The 21,542-nt window shown below is 54.3% G+C and carries 18 protein-coding genes; all 18 read right to left on the bottom strand.

Annotation, left to right across the window (positions count from 1 at the left end):
• Positions 1-102 precede the first annotated feature (102 nt).
• The 18 genes from EL386_RS04350 to flgL all read right to left on the bottom strand — a co-directional run bounded on the left by EL386_RS04350 (position 103) and on the right by flgL (position 21,539).
• Positions 103-1,365, bottom strand: coding sequence for a flagellar hook-length control protein FliK (locus EL386_RS04350; RefSeq protein ID WP_126453787.1), 1,263 nt, complete (start codon positions 1,363-1,365; stop codon positions 103-105).
• 98 nt (positions 1,366-1,463) lie between these two features.
• Complete coding sequence (gene fliJ, locus EL386_RS04345; RefSeq protein ID WP_126453785.1) at positions 1,464-1,910, bottom strand: flagellar export protein FliJ; 447 nt, start codon at positions 1,908-1,910, stop codon at positions 1,464-1,466.
• Positions 1,907-3,313, bottom strand: a complete 1,407-nt coding sequence (gene fliI, locus EL386_RS04340) for a flagellar protein export ATPase FliI (protein ID WP_126453783.1) — start codon at positions 3,311-3,313, stop codon at positions 1,907-1,909. The genes fliJ and fliI overlap by 4 nt, the downstream gene beginning before the upstream one ends.
• Entirely contained in the window at positions 3,294-3,980 is a 687-nt protein-coding gene (locus EL386_RS04335; protein WP_126453781.1) for a flagellar assembly protein FliH, read from the bottom strand. Before EL386_RS04335 ends, fliI begins: the two co-directional genes overlap by 20 nt.
• Positions 3,964-4,995 (bottom strand): flagellar motor switch protein FliG, encoded by a 1,032-nt coding sequence (fliG, locus tag EL386_RS04330; protein ID WP_126453779.1) that lies wholly within the window; start codon positions 4,993-4,995, stop codon positions 3,964-3,966. The genes EL386_RS04335 and fliG overlap by 17 nt, the downstream gene beginning before the upstream one ends.
• Positions 4,985-6,613 carry a flagellar basal-body MS-ring/collar protein FliF gene (gene fliF, locus EL386_RS04325; RefSeq protein WP_126453777.1) on the bottom strand — a complete coding sequence of 543 codons (1,629 nt, stop codon included), beginning with the start codon at positions 6,611-6,613 and terminating at the stop codon, positions 4,985-4,987. The genes fliG and fliF overlap by 11 nt, the downstream gene beginning before the upstream one ends.
• Before the next feature lie 30 nt (positions 6,614-6,643).
• Positions 6,644-6,967 (bottom strand): flagellar hook-basal body complex protein FliE, encoded by a 324-nt coding sequence (gene fliE / locus EL386_RS04320; RefSeq protein WP_232020245.1) that lies wholly within the window; start codon positions 6,965-6,967, stop codon positions 6,644-6,646.
• A gap of 24 nt (positions 6,968-6,991) precedes the next feature.
• The gene (locus EL386_RS04315; protein WP_126453775.1) at positions 6,992-8,368 is read right to left on the bottom strand and encodes a sigma-54-dependent transcriptional regulator; all 1,377 of its coding nucleotides are present in this window, start codon (positions 8,366-8,368) and stop codon (positions 6,992-6,994) included.
• A complete protein-coding gene (locus EL386_RS04310) occupies positions 8,365-9,600 on the bottom strand; it encodes a sensor histidine kinase (protein ID WP_126453774.1) in 1,236 nt (411 codons plus the stop codon). Before EL386_RS04310 ends, EL386_RS04315 begins: the two co-directional genes overlap by 4 nt.
• A gap of 132 nt (positions 9,601-9,732) precedes the next feature.
• Positions 9,733-11,190 carry a sigma-54 dependent transcriptional regulator gene (locus EL386_RS04305; protein ID WP_126453772.1) on the bottom strand — a complete coding sequence of 486 codons (1,458 nt, stop codon included), beginning with the start codon at positions 11,188-11,190 and terminating at the stop codon, positions 9,733-9,735.
• Positions 11,191-11,424: 234 nt separating this feature from the next.
• On the bottom strand, positions 11,425-11,952 hold the full coding sequence (locus EL386_RS04300; RefSeq protein ID WP_126453770.1) for a PilZ domain-containing protein: 528 nt from the start codon (positions 11,950-11,952) through the stop codon (positions 11,425-11,427).
• Between the two features lie 223 nt (positions 11,953-12,175).
• Positions 12,176-12,499 (bottom strand): flagellar protein FliT, encoded by a 324-nt coding sequence (locus EL386_RS04295; protein ID WP_126453768.1) that lies wholly within the window; start codon positions 12,497-12,499, stop codon positions 12,176-12,178.
• On the bottom strand, positions 12,492-12,932 hold the full coding sequence (gene fliS / locus EL386_RS04290; RefSeq protein ID WP_420856721.1) for a flagellar export chaperone FliS: 441 nt from the start codon (positions 12,930-12,932) through the stop codon (positions 12,492-12,494). The genes EL386_RS04295 and fliS overlap by 8 nt, the downstream gene beginning before the upstream one ends.
• A 127-nt stretch (positions 12,933-13,059) precedes the next feature.
• Complete coding sequence (gene fliD / locus EL386_RS04285; RefSeq protein ID WP_126453766.1) at positions 13,060-15,075, bottom strand: flagellar filament capping protein FliD; 2,016 nt, start codon at positions 15,073-15,075, stop codon at positions 13,060-13,062.
• Positions 15,076-15,129: 54 nt separating this feature from the next.
• Positions 15,130-15,597, bottom strand: a complete 468-nt coding sequence (locus EL386_RS04280) for a flagellar protein FlaG (RefSeq protein ID WP_126453764.1) — start codon at positions 15,595-15,597, stop codon at positions 15,130-15,132.
• Between the two features lie 72 nt (positions 15,598-15,669).
• Positions 15,670-17,160, bottom strand: a complete 1,491-nt coding sequence (locus tag EL386_RS04275) for a flagellin N-terminal helical domain-containing protein (protein ID WP_126453762.1) — start codon at positions 17,158-17,160, stop codon at positions 15,670-15,672.
• Between the two features lie 261 nt (positions 17,161-17,421).
• Positions 17,422-19,224, bottom strand: a complete 1,803-nt coding sequence (locus tag EL386_RS04270; RefSeq protein WP_126453760.1) for a flagellinolysin — start codon at positions 19,222-19,224, stop codon at positions 17,422-17,424.
• A gap of 422 nt (positions 19,225-19,646) precedes the next feature.
• Entirely contained in the window at positions 19,647-21,539 is a 1,893-nt protein-coding gene (gene flgL / locus EL386_RS04265) for a flagellar hook-associated protein FlgL (protein ID WP_126453758.1), read from the bottom strand.
• Positions 21,540-21,542 lie beyond the last annotated feature (3 nt).

Raw genomic sequence — 21,542 nt, 5'->3', positions numbered from 1 at the left:
GCAGGCAACGCATACGCCAATCCCGATCATCATGACAAAATCCTGACGCGGTTATATAAAAAACCGCCAAGTCACTGATCACTAGCGGTTATTCGTCATCGTTCAGATATAATAATCCACCGCCCTGTCACTGACCATGACCGGACGTAACATGACCTCAGCCTGTTCGCTGGCAGCAGTCAATTGAGCCGAATCGACCTGTGCGGTGCCTCTGCCCTGTCCATCGTGCCCAGTCGTCTGCCCCTGTGCAGAACTGTCCTGGTGGCGTACATCAACATCACCGAGGCTCAGTCCCTCATTGGCCAGCATGTCACGCAACCTCGGCAGGGCCGATTCGATAGAATCTCGTGTACTGGCATGGGCAGTATTAAAGGTTATATGGGCCTGTTCCTTGGTGACATTCACCTGAATATCAATAGGGCCCAGCTCGGCAGGATTGACCCGCACCTGTATGGATTGGTTATTACCGACCGACCAAACGACGCGCTCGGCAAAGGCCTTTTGCCACTGCTGATGCTGCACGGGGACATCAATACTCACCTGCTGCAGCCCCGTGGCACTGCTGGTGGCACTGCCCGTGGTCGTCACCGGGCTGAGTGGCGTCAGCGTGGATGCAGTACTGGGCTGGGCATTGCCTGCCTGACGGGCACTGACATCGGTAAACTGTTCAATGATGCGATTAGCCTGAAAGGGGGTCTTTTCTGACTCAGCACGCGCGGCAAGTGAAATCACATTGCCGGGCAGAAAGGCATCACGACGTTGCTGTTCGACCACCTGGGTCTGGGCACCATCATCGATGGCATTTGTGGCGACCTGTCCACTGATCACCCGCTTGGCCGCCTCCTGAACCAGAACCGGCGTCACCGGCTTGTCTGTACCAACGTTGCCGGTTACAGCTATTTTTTCATCGACGACGACCGCCGTCGCTGTGGCCGTCCCGGCGACCACCGTTGTAAGCGTTTCATCACTCAACGCGACCTCATCAACGCTAATCGCGTCGGTCAAAGTCGTCTCGGCCACTTCCACCGTTTCCGGGGCAGTTTCTACCTGTCCGCTGCCCAATTCGAGCCATTCCACGTCTCGTTCGGCCAATGCCGCTTCGATCGGCAAGTCCTTGCCGCCCTGCGGCAAGCCTTCTTCAGTCTTTTCCGTGTTAATGGCGGCTTGATCCGTTTCCGTCTCCGGGCCCGAGGCGCTCACCCCGGCCTTCTTTGCAGTGCCTTTCTGTTCCACCTGGTTTGCCAGGACGCCACCAAATTCACTTTGTTTTTCATCACTTACCTCATTCGAGGCACGTGTCGACGATACCTTATTGAGGTTATTTTTCGGCGCCGGGGCGGGCGTAATCGGCAATTGTTCTGACATGGTCGTTCTCCAATTTCTAACCTGATAACGTTCTCTACACAGGAAAGAGCAAGGACTGTGCCAACCATTTAGACGGTGTGGGTAATGCGGGGGGCTTATTACTTGTCGTGGAAGTCGCGGCGACGGTACTGCGCACGTTCATCGTTCTCATTCTGTTCGCGCCGGTCGCTGAGATGGCGCTCGTTGTTTTGGAAGCGGTCGACGACCTTATTCAGGGCTTCAGTCTTGGTATGCAGCGCACGCCATTCACGTGTGCGGATGTCCAGCAGGCGCCTGGCCTCTTCGATCTTTTGCAGCTGGAATTGTGCGCCCTCATCAAGGCGACGAATGAAATTGCCGTATTCCACCATCTGCCCGGCATCGATACCCTGGCAACCGGCATCCTGCATACGCTGGGCATATTCGCTGCGGTAGTTACGTAATTCCTCCAGGCGTTGAATTTGCTGTTCCAGGTGTTGTTGCTGTTCTGCCATGATGCGCGCGGCCTCACGCTCACGTGATTCGGCAATCTGGGCAACCGGTTTCAGGCGCTCTGACTTGGTCATAAGCGTGTTTCCTGGATATCCTGTACAGTCTGTTCAGCCTGAAGCTGGCGCTGATCGGCATTAACGATACCATCCAGTGTGGCACAACTACGCCCAAGGTCGACCGGCTCGTTCATGCCTTGCTGCAAAAACTCGACTAACTGCGGGTGTATCTGCACCGCCGCATCCAGACGGACATCATGACCCGGGATATAGGCGCCCACCGAGATCAGGTCACGACTCTTTTCATAAGTAGAATAAAATTTCTTGAACCTGCGCGCATCGGTCTGCTGATTCTCTGCCACGATCTCGGTCATGGCACGACTAATGGATTTTTCAATATCAATCGCCGGGTAATGCCCTGAATCGGCCAGGTCACGAGTCAGCACGATATGTCCATCGAGGATTGCGCGTGCGGCGTCGGCGATCGGGTCATTCTGGTCATCGCCCTCGGCGAGCACGGTATAAAAGGCCGTGATCGAGCCCCCCCCATGATCACCATTGCCGGCCCTTTCGACCAGTTGCGGCAGGCGGGCAAAGACCGATGGCGGATAACCCTTGGTGGCAGGCGGCTCGCCGATGGCCAGGGCAATTTCACGTTGTGCCTGCGCATAACGGGTCAGGGAGTCCATGAGCAATAACACGTTATGACCCTTGTCTCGGAAGTACTCGGCAATACTGGTTGCGAGCATGGCACCATGAATACGCATCAGCGGAGTGGTATCGGCAGGAGCCGCCACCACTACGGCACGGCGCATACCTTCCTCACCGAGTGTCCTCTCGATAAATTCTTTTACCTCTCGGCCACGCTCGCCGATCATGCCGACGACAATCACGTCGGCGGTAGTGAAACGCGTCATCATACCGAGCAGAACACTCTTGCCGACACCACTGCCCGCAAACAAACCCATACGTTGGCCGCGGCCTACGGTTAACAAGGCATTGATCGCACGTACCCCCACATCCAGTGGTTCGTGGATGGGTTTACGTTGCATGGGATTGATCAGTTTGCCATTCAGGGAGACGCTTTCCTCACTGGAAATCGGCCCCTTGCCATCCAAGGGCCTGCCGGCGCCATCGATCACCCGGCCAAGAATGTCATCGCTGACAGGGACATTATAAATCTCACCGGTAGGGATGACCCGTGAATCGGGTACCAGGCCGTGGATCTCTTCAGTTGGCATAAGAAACAACCGCTCGCCTGCAAAGCCGACGACCTCGGCCTTGGCAATGTCGCCATTCGGCGCGACGATATCGCACACGGCACCCACCGGGGCCAGGCAACCGATGGCCTCCAGGGTCATACCAACCATACGGGTGAGTTTGCCCTCAACCATCATTTGTGGTGTCTGCTCGGCGCGTTGTTGGTAACGCGCCAGTTCATCACACCAGCTCTGGCTGCGGTCAATCTGTGCCGGATTCATCGTCTTCTTTACGCTCGCCACCCAGCAGACTGGCAGCTATCGATGTCAGGCGTGTCTCCATGCTTGCGTCAATACGCGATGAATCGGTAATCACCTTGCAACCACCCCGACTCATCACCGGTTCTTCAACGATTTCCCAGCGTTGTTCGGCTGAACCCACAGCCAGGACACCACGAACCACTTCGGCATCTTCAGGATTAAGAAAGACCCGGATATTGCGTGCCCCCACCGGCAGATTAGAGATGGTTTCACGCACCACGGCGACGACCTGGCCGGGGTCGATCCGCAATTCGCGCCGTACCAGCTGCCGGGCAATTGTCACCGACAGGTTCACCATCTGCTCAACCAGGCGTTCGTCGAGGTCCTGCAAAGGTTGTTCGAGTTTATTCAGAATGGCCTCGAGATGACCGACACGTTGGCGTGTCTCTTCTACCGCCTCATCGAGGCCTTTTTGCAGCCCCTCAGCTCGACCTTCCTCGTAGGCTTGTTGTTGCAGCTTTTCAATCGCCTCGGCCGTAAGCATGCGCTGATGCTCAACCACCTTTTTCTGAGCCTGCTGTTCGGCGAGCTCCTTTGCCGTCGGCTTTTGTATTGAAGGGGCCTCCCAGCGGTCACAGGCAATGCCTTCACCATCTATCAGTCGAGGTTTGTTAGGAGACGAACTCATCACCCTTGCCTCCCAGTGATATCTCGCCGGACTCGGTCATGCGACGCGCAATGGCAATAATTTCCTTTTGTGCCTCTTCCACCTCACTGAGACGCACAGGGCCTTTTGACTCCAGGTCATCACGCAGCATTTCGCCGGCACGTTTGGACATATTCTTGAAGACCTTTTCTTTCAGGGTTGTATCGGCACCCTTCAGGGCCGTCACCAGGTTGTCGGTAGAGGTCTCACGCAACAATGACTGAATACCACGGTCGTCTATTTCCGAGAGGTTGGCAAAGACAAACATATTATCGAGAATGGCCTGACTCAGGTCTGCATCGACTTCCTTCATCTTATCCATAATGTCATTTTCGATCGACGTCTCCATGACATTGAGTATATCTGCCGCGGCCTTGACGCCACCAACACTGGAAGACTTGATACTGCTGGTATTCTCACCAAGAAATTGTTTTTCCATGATATCGTTGAGTTCGCTCAGGGCATTCGGTTGTATACCATCCAGCGAGGCGACGCGCATCATGATATCCAGACGCATATTCTCGGGCAACATGGACAGAACCTCGGCGGACTGATCGTTATCGAGGTAGGCAAGAATAATAGCAATGATTTGTGGATGCTCGACACGAATTAACTCTGCCGTCTGGCGCGCATCCATCCACTTCAACTGCTCAAGACCTTTGCTGTTCTTGCCAAACAGGATGCGGTCAATAATGCCATTGGCCTTGTCGGTACCGAGGGCATTGGTGAGCATGTTACGGATGTACTCATCATTACCGATACCCAATGCGGTCTGGTCTTCGGCAATCGTTATAAATTCAGAAAGGACAGTAGTGACCTCACGCTTGGAGACATTCGCCAGGTCGGCCATGGCCGCACCCAGTGCCTGCACCTCCTTCGGCCCCATATGCTTGAGCACCTCGGAGGCGCGGTCCTCACCCAGGGACAACAGGAAAACGGCGGCTCGTTCTACGCCGTTAAGATTACTCTCAACCGCAACTAAGGCTTCATCCGGCATCGTTACCTACCCAATTTTTTAATACCTGTGCGACCGTGCGCGGGTCCTGATCGACCATGCTCATGGCTGTCGACAATTGTGCCTCATGTGTCTGCTGTTGCAACTGCCTTGCCGTCTCCTTGCCCGACAGGGTGACGGTGTCATCATCCTCATCATCGAAGGCTTCGCCATGGCCGATCTTTTTTGCCAACTCCCTCATATCAACGCCTTTCTTGGCCAGCTCGTGCATGACCGGACGTAACACGGTAAACACCAGTACCAGTATGGCTATCGCACCCAGCAGCTGTTTGCCCATTTCCAGCACCCAGGCCTGCTTCCAGATCGGTTCTTCAGGCAGTGGCTCGGGCTCGGGTACCACGGTGAAGGCGGCATTCAATACGTTAATCCGATCCCCTCGCTGCACACTAAAACCCACGGCATCCTGAACCAGCTGGACAAAACGCTGGATCTCTTCATCTGTATAGGGGGTGCCCTCGCCTGTAGCACTAGCTTTGTTATCAACCAGCACGGCCACGGACAGGCGACGGATAGTTCCCGTGGCCAGGCGCGTGTGGCTAATGGTCTTGTCGACTTCAAAATTACGCGTGGCACGGCGGGTACTATTTGTCACCGCTGGCTGGCTCATGCTTGGGGGTGCCTCACCGTTCCCGAGCGTGCCACCTTCCGGTGGTTGATTGCTCAGGGCACCCGGCACCCCGGCGGCCATACCCTCACTACCGCCGCGCATCTCCTCCATGGTCTGCTCGCTGCGCATGGCCACCTGGTCCGGGTTAAAGACCTCCTGGGTCTGCTCGGTGACGGTGAAGTCCAGTTCTGTATTCACCTGGGCCTTGACCTTGCCCGGGCCTACGATTGGGGTGAGGATATCCTCAATGCGTTTCATATAACCATTTTCGATCTGCCGTTTATAGTCCAATTGCTTGGCACTAAAGACCATACCGGAGTCCGGTTCATCGGTGAGCAGGCGACCTTGCTGGTCAACCACTGTAATCATACCCGACTCGAGTTCCGGCACACTCGAACTCACCAGATTCACAATTGCCTGTATCTGGCCCGGCTCAAGATTACGTCCGGGGTACAGACTGACTGTCACCGAGGCACTCGATTTTTTGCGATTACGCACGAAGACAGACTGTTTCGGGATCGCCAAATGGACCCGCGCACTTTGCACCGACTTCAGAGTCGAGATAGTCCGCGACAATTCCCCTTCGAGTGCACGTTGGTAACGCACCGATTCCATAAACTGACTGCTACCAAAACCGTCCTTGCCATCCATGAGCTCAAAACCGACACCGGTGCCTTCCGGCAAACCCTGTGATGCCAGTTTCATACGCGCTTCATGCAGCGCATCACCCGCTACCCAGACACTGCCATCGGCCTCGTCGAGTTTGTACTCCATCCCGGACTTTTGCAGGGCATCGACAACCTGCGCTGAATCCTGTGCCGAGAGGTTGTTAAACAATAAGCGATAGCTGGGCGTTTGTGACCACATGACGATGGCCACACCCAGGGCCACGCTCGCCGCCAGGCCGATCATCAGGCCGAGTTGACGAAATACCGGCAGGCCACTGAAGCCATTAAACTGGTTGCTTACATTTTCTGCTTTCACTAGTGCCATGTTATTACTATCCGTTTCTGCTCAGAGGCCTTATACAGGCATGTTCATAATGTCACTGTAGGCGTTAACCAGTTTGTTTCGTACCTGCACCATGGCCTGGAATGAAACACTGGCCTTTTGCATTGAAATCATTACATCAGACAGGGCCACATTCGGGTCACCCTTCTGGAAGGCCTCGGATAATTGACCCGCTGTCATTTGCACATCATTCACTTTATCTATCGAGGTTTTCAGCATATCGGCAAAATTGGCGGCCCCGGGCTCCGCCGCCTGGTCGACCTGGACACCCTTGGCGACTTCCGCCATTGAACGCATTTGTGCGAGTAATTGATTCACATTCATTTCAGTCATCATCACATCCTCAATCAGAGCACGGCCTTAACCGGGCAGAACAATACCGTCATCGCGCATACGCGCCAGTTTGTAACGCAGGGTACGCGGGCTGATACCCAGTTTTTCTGCCGCCAGTTTGCGATTGCCCATACAGTTTTTCAGCATATCGATAATCCTGGTGTGTTCATGTCGTTTCAGGTCACCGCCCAGCGAAGCCTCTGTTGTCTCCGGCATATCTACCAAGCTGGCCTGCACGACTGGCGCAGCGGCAACCGCTTCGTCTACCACGGCAGGGGCCGGCGCGGCTTCAAAAATCAAATCGCTGGCATCAATCTCATTACCCGAACACAGGATCAGTGCCCGTTGCATGACGTTATCCAGTTCACGCACATTGCCCGGCCAGCTATGCAAGGTCAGTTGTTGTATGGCCTGAGCCGAAAGCGATGACACCGGTTTGCCGGCGCGCACGGCCTGCTTCCGCAGGAGTTGTACGGCGATCGGCTGAATATCTTCTGTCCGTTCACGTAACGGCGAAAGATGCACCGGGAATACATTCAGGCGATAAAACAAGTCTTCACGGAAGCGACCGGCTGTCACCTCGGCACGCATGTCGCGGTTGGAGGTGGCGAGCACACGCACGTCCAGAGGTAGTAGCGTATTGCCGCCAAGACGCTCGACTTCACGCTCTTGCAGGACGCGCAGGATCTTGGCCTGCAGGCCGAGGTCCATTTCCGAAATCTCATCCAGCAGCAGGGTACCGCCCTGGGCCTGTTCAAATTTGCCGGCATTGGCCTTGTAGGCGCCGGTAAAGGCACCCTTTTCATAACCGAAGAGGGTCGCCTCGAGCATATTTTCCGGGATCGCCGCGCAATTAATGGCAACAAATGGCGCCTTAGCACGTGGTGACTGGCGGTGAATATACCGGGCCAGCACCTCCTTGCCCGTCCCGCTCTCGCCGGTGATCATGACCGTGGCATCGCTGTCGGCAACGCGCGTGGCTACCTGCTGTACCTCACGACTGCTTGGGGCGACGGCGATAAAATCACTGTCGGTATTATCAACAGAGACATACTGGCTAACCATAGCCACCAGCACCTCGGCATCGAAAGGCTTAACCAGGTAATCGGCCGCACCTTCGCGCATCGCCTCGACGGCACGTTCGATCGAGCCGTGTGCGGTCATCAGTAACACAGGCAATGCTGCATCACGGGTTTTAATTTCACGTAACAGGGCATGGCCATCCATACGCTGCATCTGTACATCACTCACCACCATATCGACAGACTCATTGGCGAGTATATCCATGGCCATGCGACCATCATTCGCTGTCAGGGTATGAAAACCGGCCAGTTCAAGGGTATCGCTCAACGCCTCTTGCAGGGCGGCATCATCTTCAACAATGAGTACATTTGCCTGATTCATGTTCTTTCCTCATTCTTTACGGTTCGTAGTGCAGTTATTGCAGACTGACCTGAACTCAATGCAGAGTTCTTTACATTCAATGGCAGGAATAAACTAAAGCGCGTGCCGCGGCCTTCTTCGGAGTCCACCCACATCGTACCGTTATGCGCATGGGCCACAGCCTTAACCACAGCCAGACCCAGACCGGTACCGCGACTGCGCGTGGTGTAAAACGGTTCAAAGATTTGTTCCTGTAATGTCTTGGGAATACCGGGACCATTGTCGGCCAGGGAAATCACCACGGCCTGCACACCATTTTGCTCACACAGGCTTGCCGATAACAGCAACTCTGCCTTCTCACCGCAGGCCTGCAAGGCATTGTTAATAAGATTCTGCATGGCCCCGCGCAGGGCTTCGCGGTTACCCATCAGCACGGCATCACCATTGGTCGTGTTTAATTCAAACTTCGCCTGGTATTGCTGTAACTGGGCCTCCATGGACTCACGGACCTCGTTGACAAATTCATCAATCTGGATCTGCTCGCCACCACCACTGCCGCCCTTGGCGAACATCAACATATCGTTCACCTGTGTCTCAAGCTGATGCAGACTGTTACGGATCTTGCCGGCCACGCGCAAACGCTGTTCGATTTCAATCCGGGGACGCTCGATGTGCGAGCAATACAACAGCGCCGATGAAAGCGGGGTACGTATCTGGTGGGCCAACGAAGCGGCCATCTCGCCCAGGTCGGACAGGCGCTTGTGGCGGCTCAGACCCTCCTGCAACTTGCGGGTTTCGGTGACATCCTGCAGTAACAGGATCTGGCCCGGCTCGTTGCCGAGGGCCTGGGTCGAAATACTGACACGACGACCATCACGTAAAGAGGTGTCATGACCATCGTCGACGCGCGGCTCAAAGGCACGCTTGATAACATCCAGCCATGGTATACCCGAGAGGGGTTCACCCAGCAGGTCTTCGGCAGCGGGGTTACATTCGACCACCATGCCCTCACCATCGAGCACGACCACCCCGGCCGGCAAGGCCTTGAGCAGGCTCTGCAGACGGTCGGCAACGCGGACTTTCTCGGTGAGTTCCTGCAGGCGTTCGTTCTGTGCCGTCACCAGTTCCTGATTCAGGCTGGCGACACGGCTTTCCAGTTCCTGGTAGGAGTCGGCCAACTGCCTGGAGACGTCATTAAATACCTCGAAGGCATTCTGCAGGTCTGCACTGGTCGATAGGGCCGCTTGACTCATACTGGTCTTACTCCACTTTCGTGACGGTTATTGTTGTCCGTCAATCATGGAGCAAGAAGCGTGCCTAACCAGGTATCTTTATTTTATAACAAGGGGTTACAATTAGAGTGACCTAAACAGGCCACGGGGAAGTCAAAAGTTTGTCGCTTCATCACCGCGCTGCAGGTCGTATTTTCGCAGTTTCTCGACCAGGGTGGTTCGACGCATATTCAGGCGCTTGGCGGCATGGGCTACAACCCCATTGGCCTCTTCCAGCGCCTGCTTGATGAAGTTGTACTCCATATTCGAGAGGTGTTCCTTCAGATCGAAGTTTTCATTCGGCAGCTGGGGACTCAAGGTCGCGGCTGTACGGTAACTGTCACCCGGCACCTCGTCGTCATCATTTTCCTCGTCTCGTCCTCCCAACTCGGCCATATTGATACCCTGGATACGGAACTTCTCCGGTAACTCGGCCAGATCGACCACCCCATAGGGATACAGGATCACGAGTCTCTCGATAAGATTGGCCAGTTCCCGGACATTACCCGGCCAGTGATACTGGCACAGTGAGATAATCGCCGCCGGGGTCAGACGCACCGAACCGCGCTTGTCCTTTTCAAAACGGCTGATCAGTTCGTTGACCAACAGGGGGATATCACTGCTGCGTTCACGCAGTGGCGGCATCTCGATGGGAAAGACATTCAGGCGGTAGAATAAATCCTCGCGGAACTCGCCTTCCGCGATGCGTTCTTCGAGGTTGCGATGGGTGGCAGCGATGATGCGCACATTGGTCTTGATGCTCTTGTTACTGCCAACCCGTTCAAAGGTGCGTTCCTGCAAAACACGCAGTAATTTCACCTGCATATTCAGACTCATATCACCGATTTCATCGAGGAACAGGGTGCCGCCCTCGGCCATCTCAAAACGTCCCTGGCGGGCGGTGATGGCCCCGGTAAAGGCGCCCTTTTCATGGCCAAACAGTTCGCTTTCCAGTAAGTCGGCAGGAATCGCACCACAGTTAATGGGCACAAAGGGCTGCTCACGACGATTGGAGTTATAGTGCAGATTACGGGCAACCACTTCCTTGCCGGTGCCCGACTCGCCGAGGATCAGGACGTTGGCATTGGACGCCGCCACCTGCTCGATAAGTCGGCGAACCTGACGGATTGCCCGGCTGCTTCCCACCAGGCTCCTGAACAGGGTTACCGGACGTTCATTGGCCTCGGTGCGACGACTCTCACGGTAAATACGCGCCTTATCCAGCATACGGGTTAATTGGCTATGACTGGCGGGTAACTGGACGCTGCCGAGGACACTATCGGTAGATGTCAGGGCATCAAGCTGTGCCGCCGAGCTCTCGGTGCTGAGTAGCAAGACCGGGATATCTTCATCGAGTGCCTGGATTTCGGCAAGGAGCTTATTACGCTGTTTGTCGCCCCCACACTTGCCGAGCAAGATGGTTTGTACGGCCGCAAAATCAACGGCCCCGGCCTGCCATTCCGCGGTTGTGCTAATGGAAACATCGTCACATTCCAGGAAATCAAATATCACCCGTAGATCGCGCTGCTGTTCGCTATCATCTTCTATAAGCAGCAACTTAGACGTCAACATGGTGCTATATCCTCATCCAGGCCATTCAGTATCGGCCTCTTGGCGTTTAATTACTTATTATTCATAACGATTCGTAAGTTAAGCACTGCACCATGCTCATGTCAAAATATTGTCGTCTGAAATGCGTTAAAGATTGTGTCAGCATCATAAAAATTATGTTTTTTTGTTAATTAACAAAGCATTGAGATCACAGACGAACGCCATAATCATGACGCTTTACATAGGGGTACAGGCTTATGACTGGCTATGGCGTGCGTGGGCAACTTCACGGCGGTGATGGGCAAAGATAAATTTTTCAAACATGTCCTGCATGGCATCTGGCAATGTATCCAGATGTACATGGCAGGTGTCGGCTTCAACAGCATTGACCCGACCGCGCAGCAGCACGGGCCGGGGGAAGGTACGGTGCAGGTAAATCGATAACTCGATATGATCACCGACGGCCGGCAGCCCACCGTCCCCGGACCACATCAATGCCGTGGCCCCCAGGCGCAGGTTGACTGCGGCAGGCAGGTCCAGCTGCTGCAACAGTAAATCCCCGAGCAGCTCGAGGACAATATTGACCTTGAAATCGAGCGCGCCCAGCTCATCACTATGTTCAGGCGGGTGTTCATCCAGGGCCAGGATGACCCGTAACAGCTTTTCATTCTCTTCACACTGCTGGGATGTGAGCTCGCCACTGGCCATATGCCACGCCAGGGGCGCAGACATCGAAAAACTGATGCCCATGGCAAAATGGTTGTCTGAGGTGTCCATAGTCATGATGGTCTAACTATAGCAAAAGAAATTGATGATTGATGATTTAAGACTACAGATTGATGATCTACGGCATGTTCATCAACGACCGCTATAGACAGGCCTGGCTGTGAAACGACGTCCAGGTAAGCCTGACGGTGTCCTGGCCATGGAAAAAGACATTAATGATTTATGATTGCCGAGGGATGCTCGACCTATAACCAGACAATCATTTCGCCAACATCAATCCCTATATGCTGTTACTCAGATAGGCCTTATCGGCCGTTTTACCACGCTGTATATCATGCAGGTTGTTGGCGGTACTATCACGCCCGGCAGTACACAGGCTTAGCAGTTCTTTTTCAATATATTGTAAATGCTGGATGCGTTCTGTTTGCAGGATGTCTGAGACATTGTTGCCATTTTCGGCAAAGTATTTCTTTAGCAAGGCCTGGCGCTGCAGATCTTCTTCAGCAAGACTTAACCAGTCTTCACTGTGTGCAAACTCAAGCATTCGCTCACTGGCACTCAACAAGGCCTGCCAATCACTATGCAAAGAAACAATATCAGCCACCTTGATGCGCAGCCTTCAGTTTCGCTTCTTCGATGTGCGCAGCTTCCTCTGCAATACCATCCCAGCCGGCCTTGATCTCCCGCATCAGACCCATAACCTCATCGAGGACATCCTGGTCATTGTTCATATTCGCTTCCAGCAGGCGGCGCGACATGTATTCATACAGTGCATCAAGATTATGAACCAGTTCTGCATCGATGGACTTATCAAGACTGACACGCAGGCCATCAAGAATACTGATTGCCCAACCCAGGTATTCGCCCTTCTTACCGATCTCGCCCCGACTCATATAGCCTTTCGCTGAAGAGACCTTTTCCAGCACGCCTTCCATCAACATCTGAATAAGACGATGAGGACTGGCACTCTCAATACCACTTTGCACGCCGACTTGCTTGTATTGATTAAGTGCACTTTGCATAGCTGCCATATTCATAATTTACACCTTTTTTACCGACATCAGATCAATGCATAATTGCCCAATACTTCTACTTTCTTTATCGACCGCTGCTGCGCAAACTCAAGTCTATTTTATAAAATACATTTGCAATATTTCTTACCCATTAGCGACTATTTGAGCCGCCAATCTGCGGCAATGCTGACAATTGCTGTTGCAGGAAACTACTGGTGTTTTGTAGCTGCGCTATCAAGGCATCAAGGGCACCGAACTGGCTGCGCAGGCGTGTTTCAATCAAATTCAGCCTGTCGGCCAGGGCAGTACGTTCATCGGCGATATCTTCGAGACGCCCCTTTAAGGAAGACGTTGATGACTCAAAAAAACCATCTGATGCCAGCAGCGAATCAACATAGTTACCCAACTGCTCAGCATAACCACGCTTGAAATCAATGCTGCCGCGATCACCCAGTGTCGCACCTGTAATTTCTACTATCAGACCCGAAGTGACACCCGTCCCCGTCAACAACTGACCTTTACCCGTTGCCGCTATACCGCCGATAGTACCAGCCACATCGACACCTGCCGTACTGGTTGCGGCAGCGCCCACCAGGTCCGTTTTACCATTGCCGCCGGTAATGTCGACCAGGGAGGAAGAGCCGTAGGACCGCGAAACCAGACTCAATACACCCGCAGACTCGGTAACATCGACACTAATGCCGGCATTGCTAAAATCAGTATTATCATTAATCTTGGTTTTTAACTCGGTGACCAGTTCCGCTGCGGTATACGTCCCTGCAGACAGAGTCACTGATGCACTCACCCCGTCGATGTCCAGGGTGATGACATCATTACTGCCGCCTGTAATGGTCAGGTTCGCCGCGGCAGAACCTACCAGATCACCACGCGAGGCCAGGGTCGTGATATTGACTGCATAGTTACCCACCGTCGTATCATCTGTCGATGAAACGAAGTTCGTGTAAATATCAGTGGTTTCACCATAGGCCGAAAACAGGGTAATAAACTTGTCAAAGTTATCATTCAGCTGTTTATCCAGCGTCGTGTCATTAATAACCAGGCGGCCATCCGCCGGGTTGGTAGTAATGCCGGCCTCAGCGAGAATGGTGAAATCACTACCGAGAACTCCTACCGGGTTACTCAGCAGGCGTTGAATATTCGAGGTAATACTGCGCGTCACGCCATCACCGTTTAACTCACCGGCGGTGTTGGTATCCGGGTTATAGGCAGTTAACTGGTTGACTGCACCGATAAAGGCATTATAGGAGGCGACAAATGCGGTAATGGCCGTCTTTACCTTTGTCTTGTCGGTATCAACATTCAGGCTGGCGCTGCCAAGCGTCTTAAGATTAAGGCTCACACCATCAATCGCACTGGCCACGGTATTACTGCTACTAGTGATAGCAATTCCATTCAGCGTCAGCCCGGCATTAACCCCGGCTTCATTTTGCAGCAGGTCGTTATCGGTGCCATTAAAGCTCAGCAATGACAGGCCCGAGCCGTCATTCGTAAAACCATCATCATCGGCGACGGTAATCTCTAAACTGTTATCGGCACCGGTATCATCCGAGCTCACACTCAATCTGTAATTAGTACCATCAAAAATCAGTGAGGCTGTCACACCAATATCGGCCTCGTTAATGGCATTGCGCACGCCTTCCAGACTGCTGTCGGTAATGGTGACGGTGGCGGCGGCCCTCTCGGGGTTTTGCACAAAGCCAGTATAAACGTCTGTACCCGAATCGTACGTCGTCGTACCAAACTTGAAGGTCAGGGTGCCGGTACTCAGCGTGTCGGTGACATCGGTAAACTGCGCCCCGGCGAGCGTGGGGTCAGTGGATAATTGGTGATTTTTGGCCAGGGCCGTGACGTTTACATCATAACTTGCCTTGCTGACCTTGCCGCTGCTGCTGGCGGTAAAGACATCGCTGTCACTACTGGTGGCCGTGTAGGAGCGAAAGGTGGAGAAATTCTTTAGGTTGCCCAGAGACGAGGATAAAGAAGACAGTGAGCTTTTCAGCTGTCCATAGGCAGACAGGCGTAATTGCAAGTCGGACTGACGCCGATCCAGGCGTGCCGTTGGGGCCTGGGCCTCAGCCGCAACCAGCTGCGTGACCAGACTATTAATATCTAATCCTGAACCAATTCCTGCAGATGTTATTGCCATGCTACCCTCGATCGAGTCGTGATACTCGGGATGTATGCAGAATTAATGCCAGACTCAGGCACGGGCAGAAATAATCAGCCCTTCGATCTGTGAACGCGTCGCATCGCCCGCTTCCGCCTTAAGACGGTGTGCCAGGGCCAGGGCCTCTTTGGAAGGAAATTCACGAATCGTCTCTTCCGTATCGGCATCAATCACTGTTACCACCGTACGACCCAGCGGTAGCGCCTCGTCCACACGGAACTGGAGCTCACGGTTAATCGTCTGTACATAGGCATTGATATCACTCACGGCCTGTTCCAGCTGTGCCTTGGTCGCAAACTGTTCACTATCGTTGCCCTGAACTTCGGCACTTTCTGGTTGATTAGCACTCTTGGCGGCAATATCTTGCCGGTTGCTGACATCATCCACGGCATTGATTGCCCGTTCGCGGGCCTGCTCAGCCGGCCGGTTGCCGGCCTGTTCAGCGGGTCTGCTTAGATTCAGGACTGTCGATGTGATTTGACTGCTTATTTCGTTAGCCATAACCACTCACCTCTCAGTTATCGGAGAATTGCACCCGGACCGAGGTCCGGGTGCGGTTCTTCAATGACCCCGTTACTGCAGGAGACTCAATGCCAACTGTGGCAGTGAATTGGCCTGGGACAGGATAGACACACCAGCCTGCTGCAGGATCTGGTTACGTGTCAGCGATGCAGTTTCTTCAGCGAAGTCGGCATCACGGATACGTGAACGTGCAGCACTCAGGTTCTCAACCGAAGTTGAAAGACTTGAGACAACAGACTCGAAGCGGTTCTGGATAGCACCCAGGTTCGCGCGGCTGCTGTTGATGGTGGTCAAGGCCGCATCAATCGAGGCCAGGGCATCGTTAGCACCGGATACGCTAGAGATGTCGGTAGCGGTAATTGTGACACCTGTTAAGGCAGCCGCCTCAGTACCTGCGCCCAGACCGGCATTAGCAGGCGCTGCACCCGCAATGACGATGTCGGCTGATGAGGTCAGGGTCAGGGCACCGTAGGCCTCGGCTGAACCGGTCGCTGTACCCGTACCCAGGTTGGCAAAACCGTTACCAGTCAGTGCCGGTGTACCACCGGTACCAATAGTACGGGTCTCGGTCAGGTTCAGGTTGCTGCCATCGGTCTTGCTGAAGGTCAGGTCACCACCGGCGGCGGTACCCGTGAAGCTGACACCGGCGGCGGTCAGGGCATCCGTAACCGCGGTGAGGGCCAGGGCATTATCCACATCGGCAGCCGCTACGGTGCTACCCGTCGCACCAACATCTGTGACATTAATAACCGACACGCCTTCAACCGTCAGGTCATAAACGCCGTCATCATTTGTTGCCGCATCAGAAACAGCGGCAAAGGCACCTACCGCAAATGAAGAAGCCCCCACTGCAACCGTCACCGCTGAATCAGCGGCGGTAATAGCGGCGGCAATATCAGCGGACAAGGAACCGGCAACACCCGGGTTGGCTACGGTGCCGACGTCGGTACCGTTAACCAGCAGGTCACCTGCAGTCAGGCCACCTGCTGCTAATGTGGCGGCACCTACGTCCGTGGCAACGTTTGCCTGGCCGAGTGCGTCTGTACGGGCACTGGCAATAGATGAAATGCTTACCGTTTCACCCTGGTTAGCGCCAACCTGGAACTGCTGGCTGGAAAAGTTACCATCAAGCAGCTTGACGCCGTTAAAGGCACTGGTTGAGGCAACACGGTCGATTTCAGAAATCAGCTGTGAGGCTTCGAGCTGCAGGGCAGCACGGTCAGACGAGGAGTTGGTGGCGTTGGCAGACTGTACAGCCAGCTCACGCACACGCTGCAGGTTGTTGGTGATCTGCGCCAGGTCACCTTCAGCGGTCTGGGCCAGGGAGATACCGTCGTTAGAGTTACGCACGGCCTGGTTGATACCGCGGATCTGCGTGGTAAAACGCTCCGAAATAGCGAGGCCAGCCGCGTCATCCTTGGCGCTGTTAATACGCAGACCGGATGACAGACGTTGCAGGGAAACACCCAGGTCTGACTGGGATTTGTTCAGGTTACGTTGCGAGTTCAGCGACGCAATATTAGTGTTAATAATCTGTGGCATGATAATGCTCCTATACCCCTCTGTACCATGCCTCTATAGGTCGGTACCCGCGGGGTGCAAGGTTTGTATTTGACGGATATACCTGCCCTCAGTGGGTGGGTATTTACCGCCTCCACACTCTTTATCGGTGCCTGGCGGAAAAACTTTAATTCCTGGGGTAAAAAATACGGACGATGACGGAAATATTTTTATTTATTATATATCAATAAGATAGGCGTTTTAGGGGCTTTATTAACGACTCGATTGAGGGGTAGAGGCCTGCTACTGGAGCAAACTCAAGGCCAGCTGTGGCAATGAGTTTGCCTGCTGCAAGATAGCCACACCGGCCTGCTGCAGGATCTGGCTACGGGTCAGGGCAGCGGTTTCTTCGGCGAAGTCGGCATCACGAATACGTGAGCGCGCGGCACTGTTGTTCTCGATACTCGTTTCCAGCGAGGCGGCCGCGGTCTCGAGCCGGTTCTGGGTGGCCCCGAGCCGCGCACGTTCGGTGTTAATGGCATCCAGTGCCACATCAAATTTGCCCAGGGCCTGGGTTGCATTCGTCGTCAGGTCAACATCAGAAACCCCCAGGTTGCCGGCATTAATACCCACCAGGCTGACGTCAATGGTCTCACCGACATTGGCCCCGACCTGAAACTGCAGGGTTTGCGTGGAGCTGAGCAGGATCGCGCGCGACCCCGTTGGGAAGCTTTCGTTGAAGCCGGCCAGTGGGTCGTTGCTGAGGTTGGCAATATCGGGGACGCTCCCGGTATAAGAGGTATCACGACCGCCACCATCCGCCTCACCACCACCGATGCCGCCGGTGTCATCGAGATTGTTCAGGGTCAGGCCGCCGATGTAGGCAGCGCCGCCCGCTTGCACGACATTGTCGATAAAGGCATTGGCATCGGCATAGTTCACATCCCCGCCCTTCGCCGGTTGCAGGACAGTGGAGAAATAATCGTTGAGGGTGCGCGTATTGTCAGCTGCCAGCCACTGGGTCAGGTGCTTCACCCCATCGGCCTGACCACCGGCAATAATCTCATCATGCAGGATACGCGTAGCGGTGTAGGCCGCCGCGTACTGGATATCCGTCGTATTCCAGTTTGATCCCTGGATATTGTCAAGTTCGGCGATCACATCGGCGGCGCTGGCACCGCTGTTAAGTACATTGTCCAGGCGCAGATCACCGCCGGGCAGGAACTCGGCCACGCCCTCGGAAAACCACTTTGGCATCGCGCCGGGATTGGTACCCAGACTGGTAGTCGCCACCATGACTGCATGCACGACCTCGTGGGCAATCAGATTGTCTAACGGCTGGTTGGGCCAGTCGCCTTGTGCATTCATGACTGCCAGGAAGGTATCTGTGTTGAGGTGCAACTCAACCGTTGAACCACTGGTCGTGACATAGGCATCAGCGGCACCCGTATCGGTATCGAAGATGATATCGAGGTCGACGTTACTCGCAGTGATCCCCAGATATTGGCTGACGAGACTTTCACTCTGTTCCAGCCACGAGATCTTGAGGCTTTCGAGTACACGCTCCTGATCGGGTGTCAGGCCGGTGCTGGCAGGATCATAGGTCACGGCGGTATCACCACCGCCGAATAATTTTACCGAGTTAAAATCTGCGGTGCTGGTAATGCGATCGACTTCGCTGAGCAGTTGATCGATTTCAAGCTGGATGGCCGCGCGGTCAGTTTGGGAATTCGTGGCATTGGCTGCCTGCACCGCCAGTTCACGGCCACGCTGGAAAAGATTGCTGACTTCGGTGAGTGCCCCCTCACTGGTTTGCATCATGGAGATGGCGTCATTGATATTGGTCCGCGCCTGTTTCATACCGCGGATCTGGGTCGTCATGCGTTCGGAAATAGCCAGGCCCGCCGCATCATCTTTGGCACTGTTGATACGCAGGCCGGATGACAGGCGTTGCAGAGAAACGCCCAGTTGCGACTGGGAACGGTTCAGATTGCGCTGCGAGTTCAGCGACGCAATGTTGGTACTGACGATCTGCATGACTGTTTCCAGTACCCCTCTGTACCACTCCTCACCATTCAACGGCGGGCCGGTACCTGCGGGGTTCAAGGTTGTCTTTGACGGATATACCCCGCCTCATGGCTGGATATTTACCCTCTTCAGAACTCTTATCGTCAGCCAGGAAAAATCCTTTAGGTTAATGTGATATAAAAAATACGGTATTAAGGGTTTATGGGTTTCAGGTCAGGCAGGGCGAAAAAACCGCTGCGATATTGATATGAAAAGCCCAACGCAAAAGATGTAAAGCAATCTGGGGGGTGAGCGACGTATGACCGACGCATGACTCAACATGGGCACGTCGGATTACGCGCTATATGCTAATCCGGCCTACACGAAATTTTTTCTCCGCGACCTTTGCGCCTTCGCGCGATGTGCAGGATGCACAAGTGTCGCGAAGTACATGGATGTACAAGAGCGACCCTTTGCGTGGTAAGAGGTAATAAAGGCGCACTACCCTTCATCAATTCCTTTTACAGGAAGTTAAACAGGCTCAGGCTCTGGATACGGATAAACGACTGCTGCGCCGCCTGCAGGCTGAGACGCTGCTGTTCGAGTTGGCTGATGGCCTCGGCGTAGTCGAGGTCCTGGATCTCGGACAGGGTCGTCTGCACCTGGATGATAGAGGCCTCATTAAGATTGTTTTGATCATCGATAGAGTTGAGTCGGGCACCGATGCTGGCACGTGTATCAATAATATTGCCAAGATTGCTGTCCAGGTTGCCAAGGACACGATCTATGATGGCGTGAAAGCCTGAGGAAATCGTCAGGTCAGCCGGCGTGCCGTTAGTCGCCGACCCCACGAGCCCCGCCAGGACCGCCGGGGTTGCCGTGGTGTTTTGCGGGATGGCGATCACCAGGTCGCTGCCATCATCCTTTTGCAGCACCAGGTCAGCGCCGGCAAACGAGCCACTGGCAATTCTGTAACCCGCATTAGCATTGATAAAGCTGGCCACTGCGGTGTCCAGTTGCGCGGCAGTGACCGTACCGGCACCCGGCAGGGCGACATTGATCAGGTCAATACCATCAATGGTGACCTGGAAGGTCTCACCGCCGCCTGCGGCCACGGGTTCTGTAATACTTGCCAACGAGGCAGTCGTGGGTACCGCCGAGGTGTTTGTCGAGGGCGACTCGAGCGCGCCAATCAGGCTCTGTAAGGTGCCAAACAGGTCTTGCTGGCTGTTCGGTGTACTTAAAAACTGGTCACCGTTACTGGGCGTGCCGCTAATTGTCAGCTGCTGGCCATTAAAATTGATGCTGCCGCCATCGACATAGGCAGCCGATGTAACAATTGCATTGCTGCTATCCAGGACAAGGTAACCATTGGCCGCATCAAAAATAACATCATTGGTGGGTGCCGCACCGGTCAGGGCCGAACCGAAGAAACCGGTCACCGTATCCGCTGCACCGTCAGTGGCACCGGTGAGGGTTTCACTCACGGTGATCGGTGTCGCTGTTGGCAGGGTATTGGCAAGATAGAGTTGGCCGGCATCGATATAGGCCCTGACACCGGTGGTGGGCGTTTCTACATTGATGGCCGTTTCTATTTGCGCCAGCGTGCGTGAGTCACCTTCGCCGAGGGTATCAATGAGGGTGCCATTGATTTGTAATTCGTATTGCAGGGTGTCGTTGGCATTCGTGTCCGTAAGACCGATTGCACCGCCGGTGACTGCTGTTTGCTCGCCCAGTACCACGGTATAGTCATCGGCAATATACGTTGCCGGATCGACGATAGTGTTTGTGCCAATAACCCCGCTGCCGGTATTAAATGCATGCGCCCTTGAACTAAACTCGCCATTACCGCTGCCCAGCAGGCCAAAGATTTCGGCACCCGAATCGCCGGTGGCGATCTGCCGTGACGGCCCTATTTGCAGGAAGCGCTGCCCTTCATCCCCATTATAGGAAACACTGCCGTCAGGATTCACCGTAAAGGCCTTTGTCAGTGACTGAAAGCCCGAGAAGATATACTCATTATTGGCATCGCGTGTATTTGCCAGTGACACCAGTTCATCCAGACGCTGGCGTATCTCGGCTGCGATCTGTGGCCGCGACTCATTATCCAGCACATCGTTATTACCCTGGAGAGTCAGTACGCGCACACGCTGAATAAGTTCTGTCACACTGGTCAGGCTTATTTCTTCGAGGCGAAGCCTTGCCGTGGCGGTATCAGCATTTTTTTCGTACTGTGTCGTCGCCGAGATCGACTCAGACAGATTCAACGCGCGCGCGGCACCGGCCGGGTCGTCCGACGGCGCAAGGATGCGTCGACCAGCGGCGATCTGTAATTGTGTCCGGCTCAGTGCGACCTGCTGGTCAAGAATGGAATTAATCGCTGTCGCATTTAACTGACTGGTCGAGATACGCATAAT

This window comes from Sulfuriflexus mobilis, assembly GCF_003967195.1.
GTDB lineage: Bacteria > Pseudomonadota > Gammaproteobacteria > AKS1 > AKS1 > Sulfuriflexus > Sulfuriflexus mobilis.
Note: the sequence above shows the minus strand (reverse complement) of the source record. Positions and strands in the feature narration are given on the sequence as shown.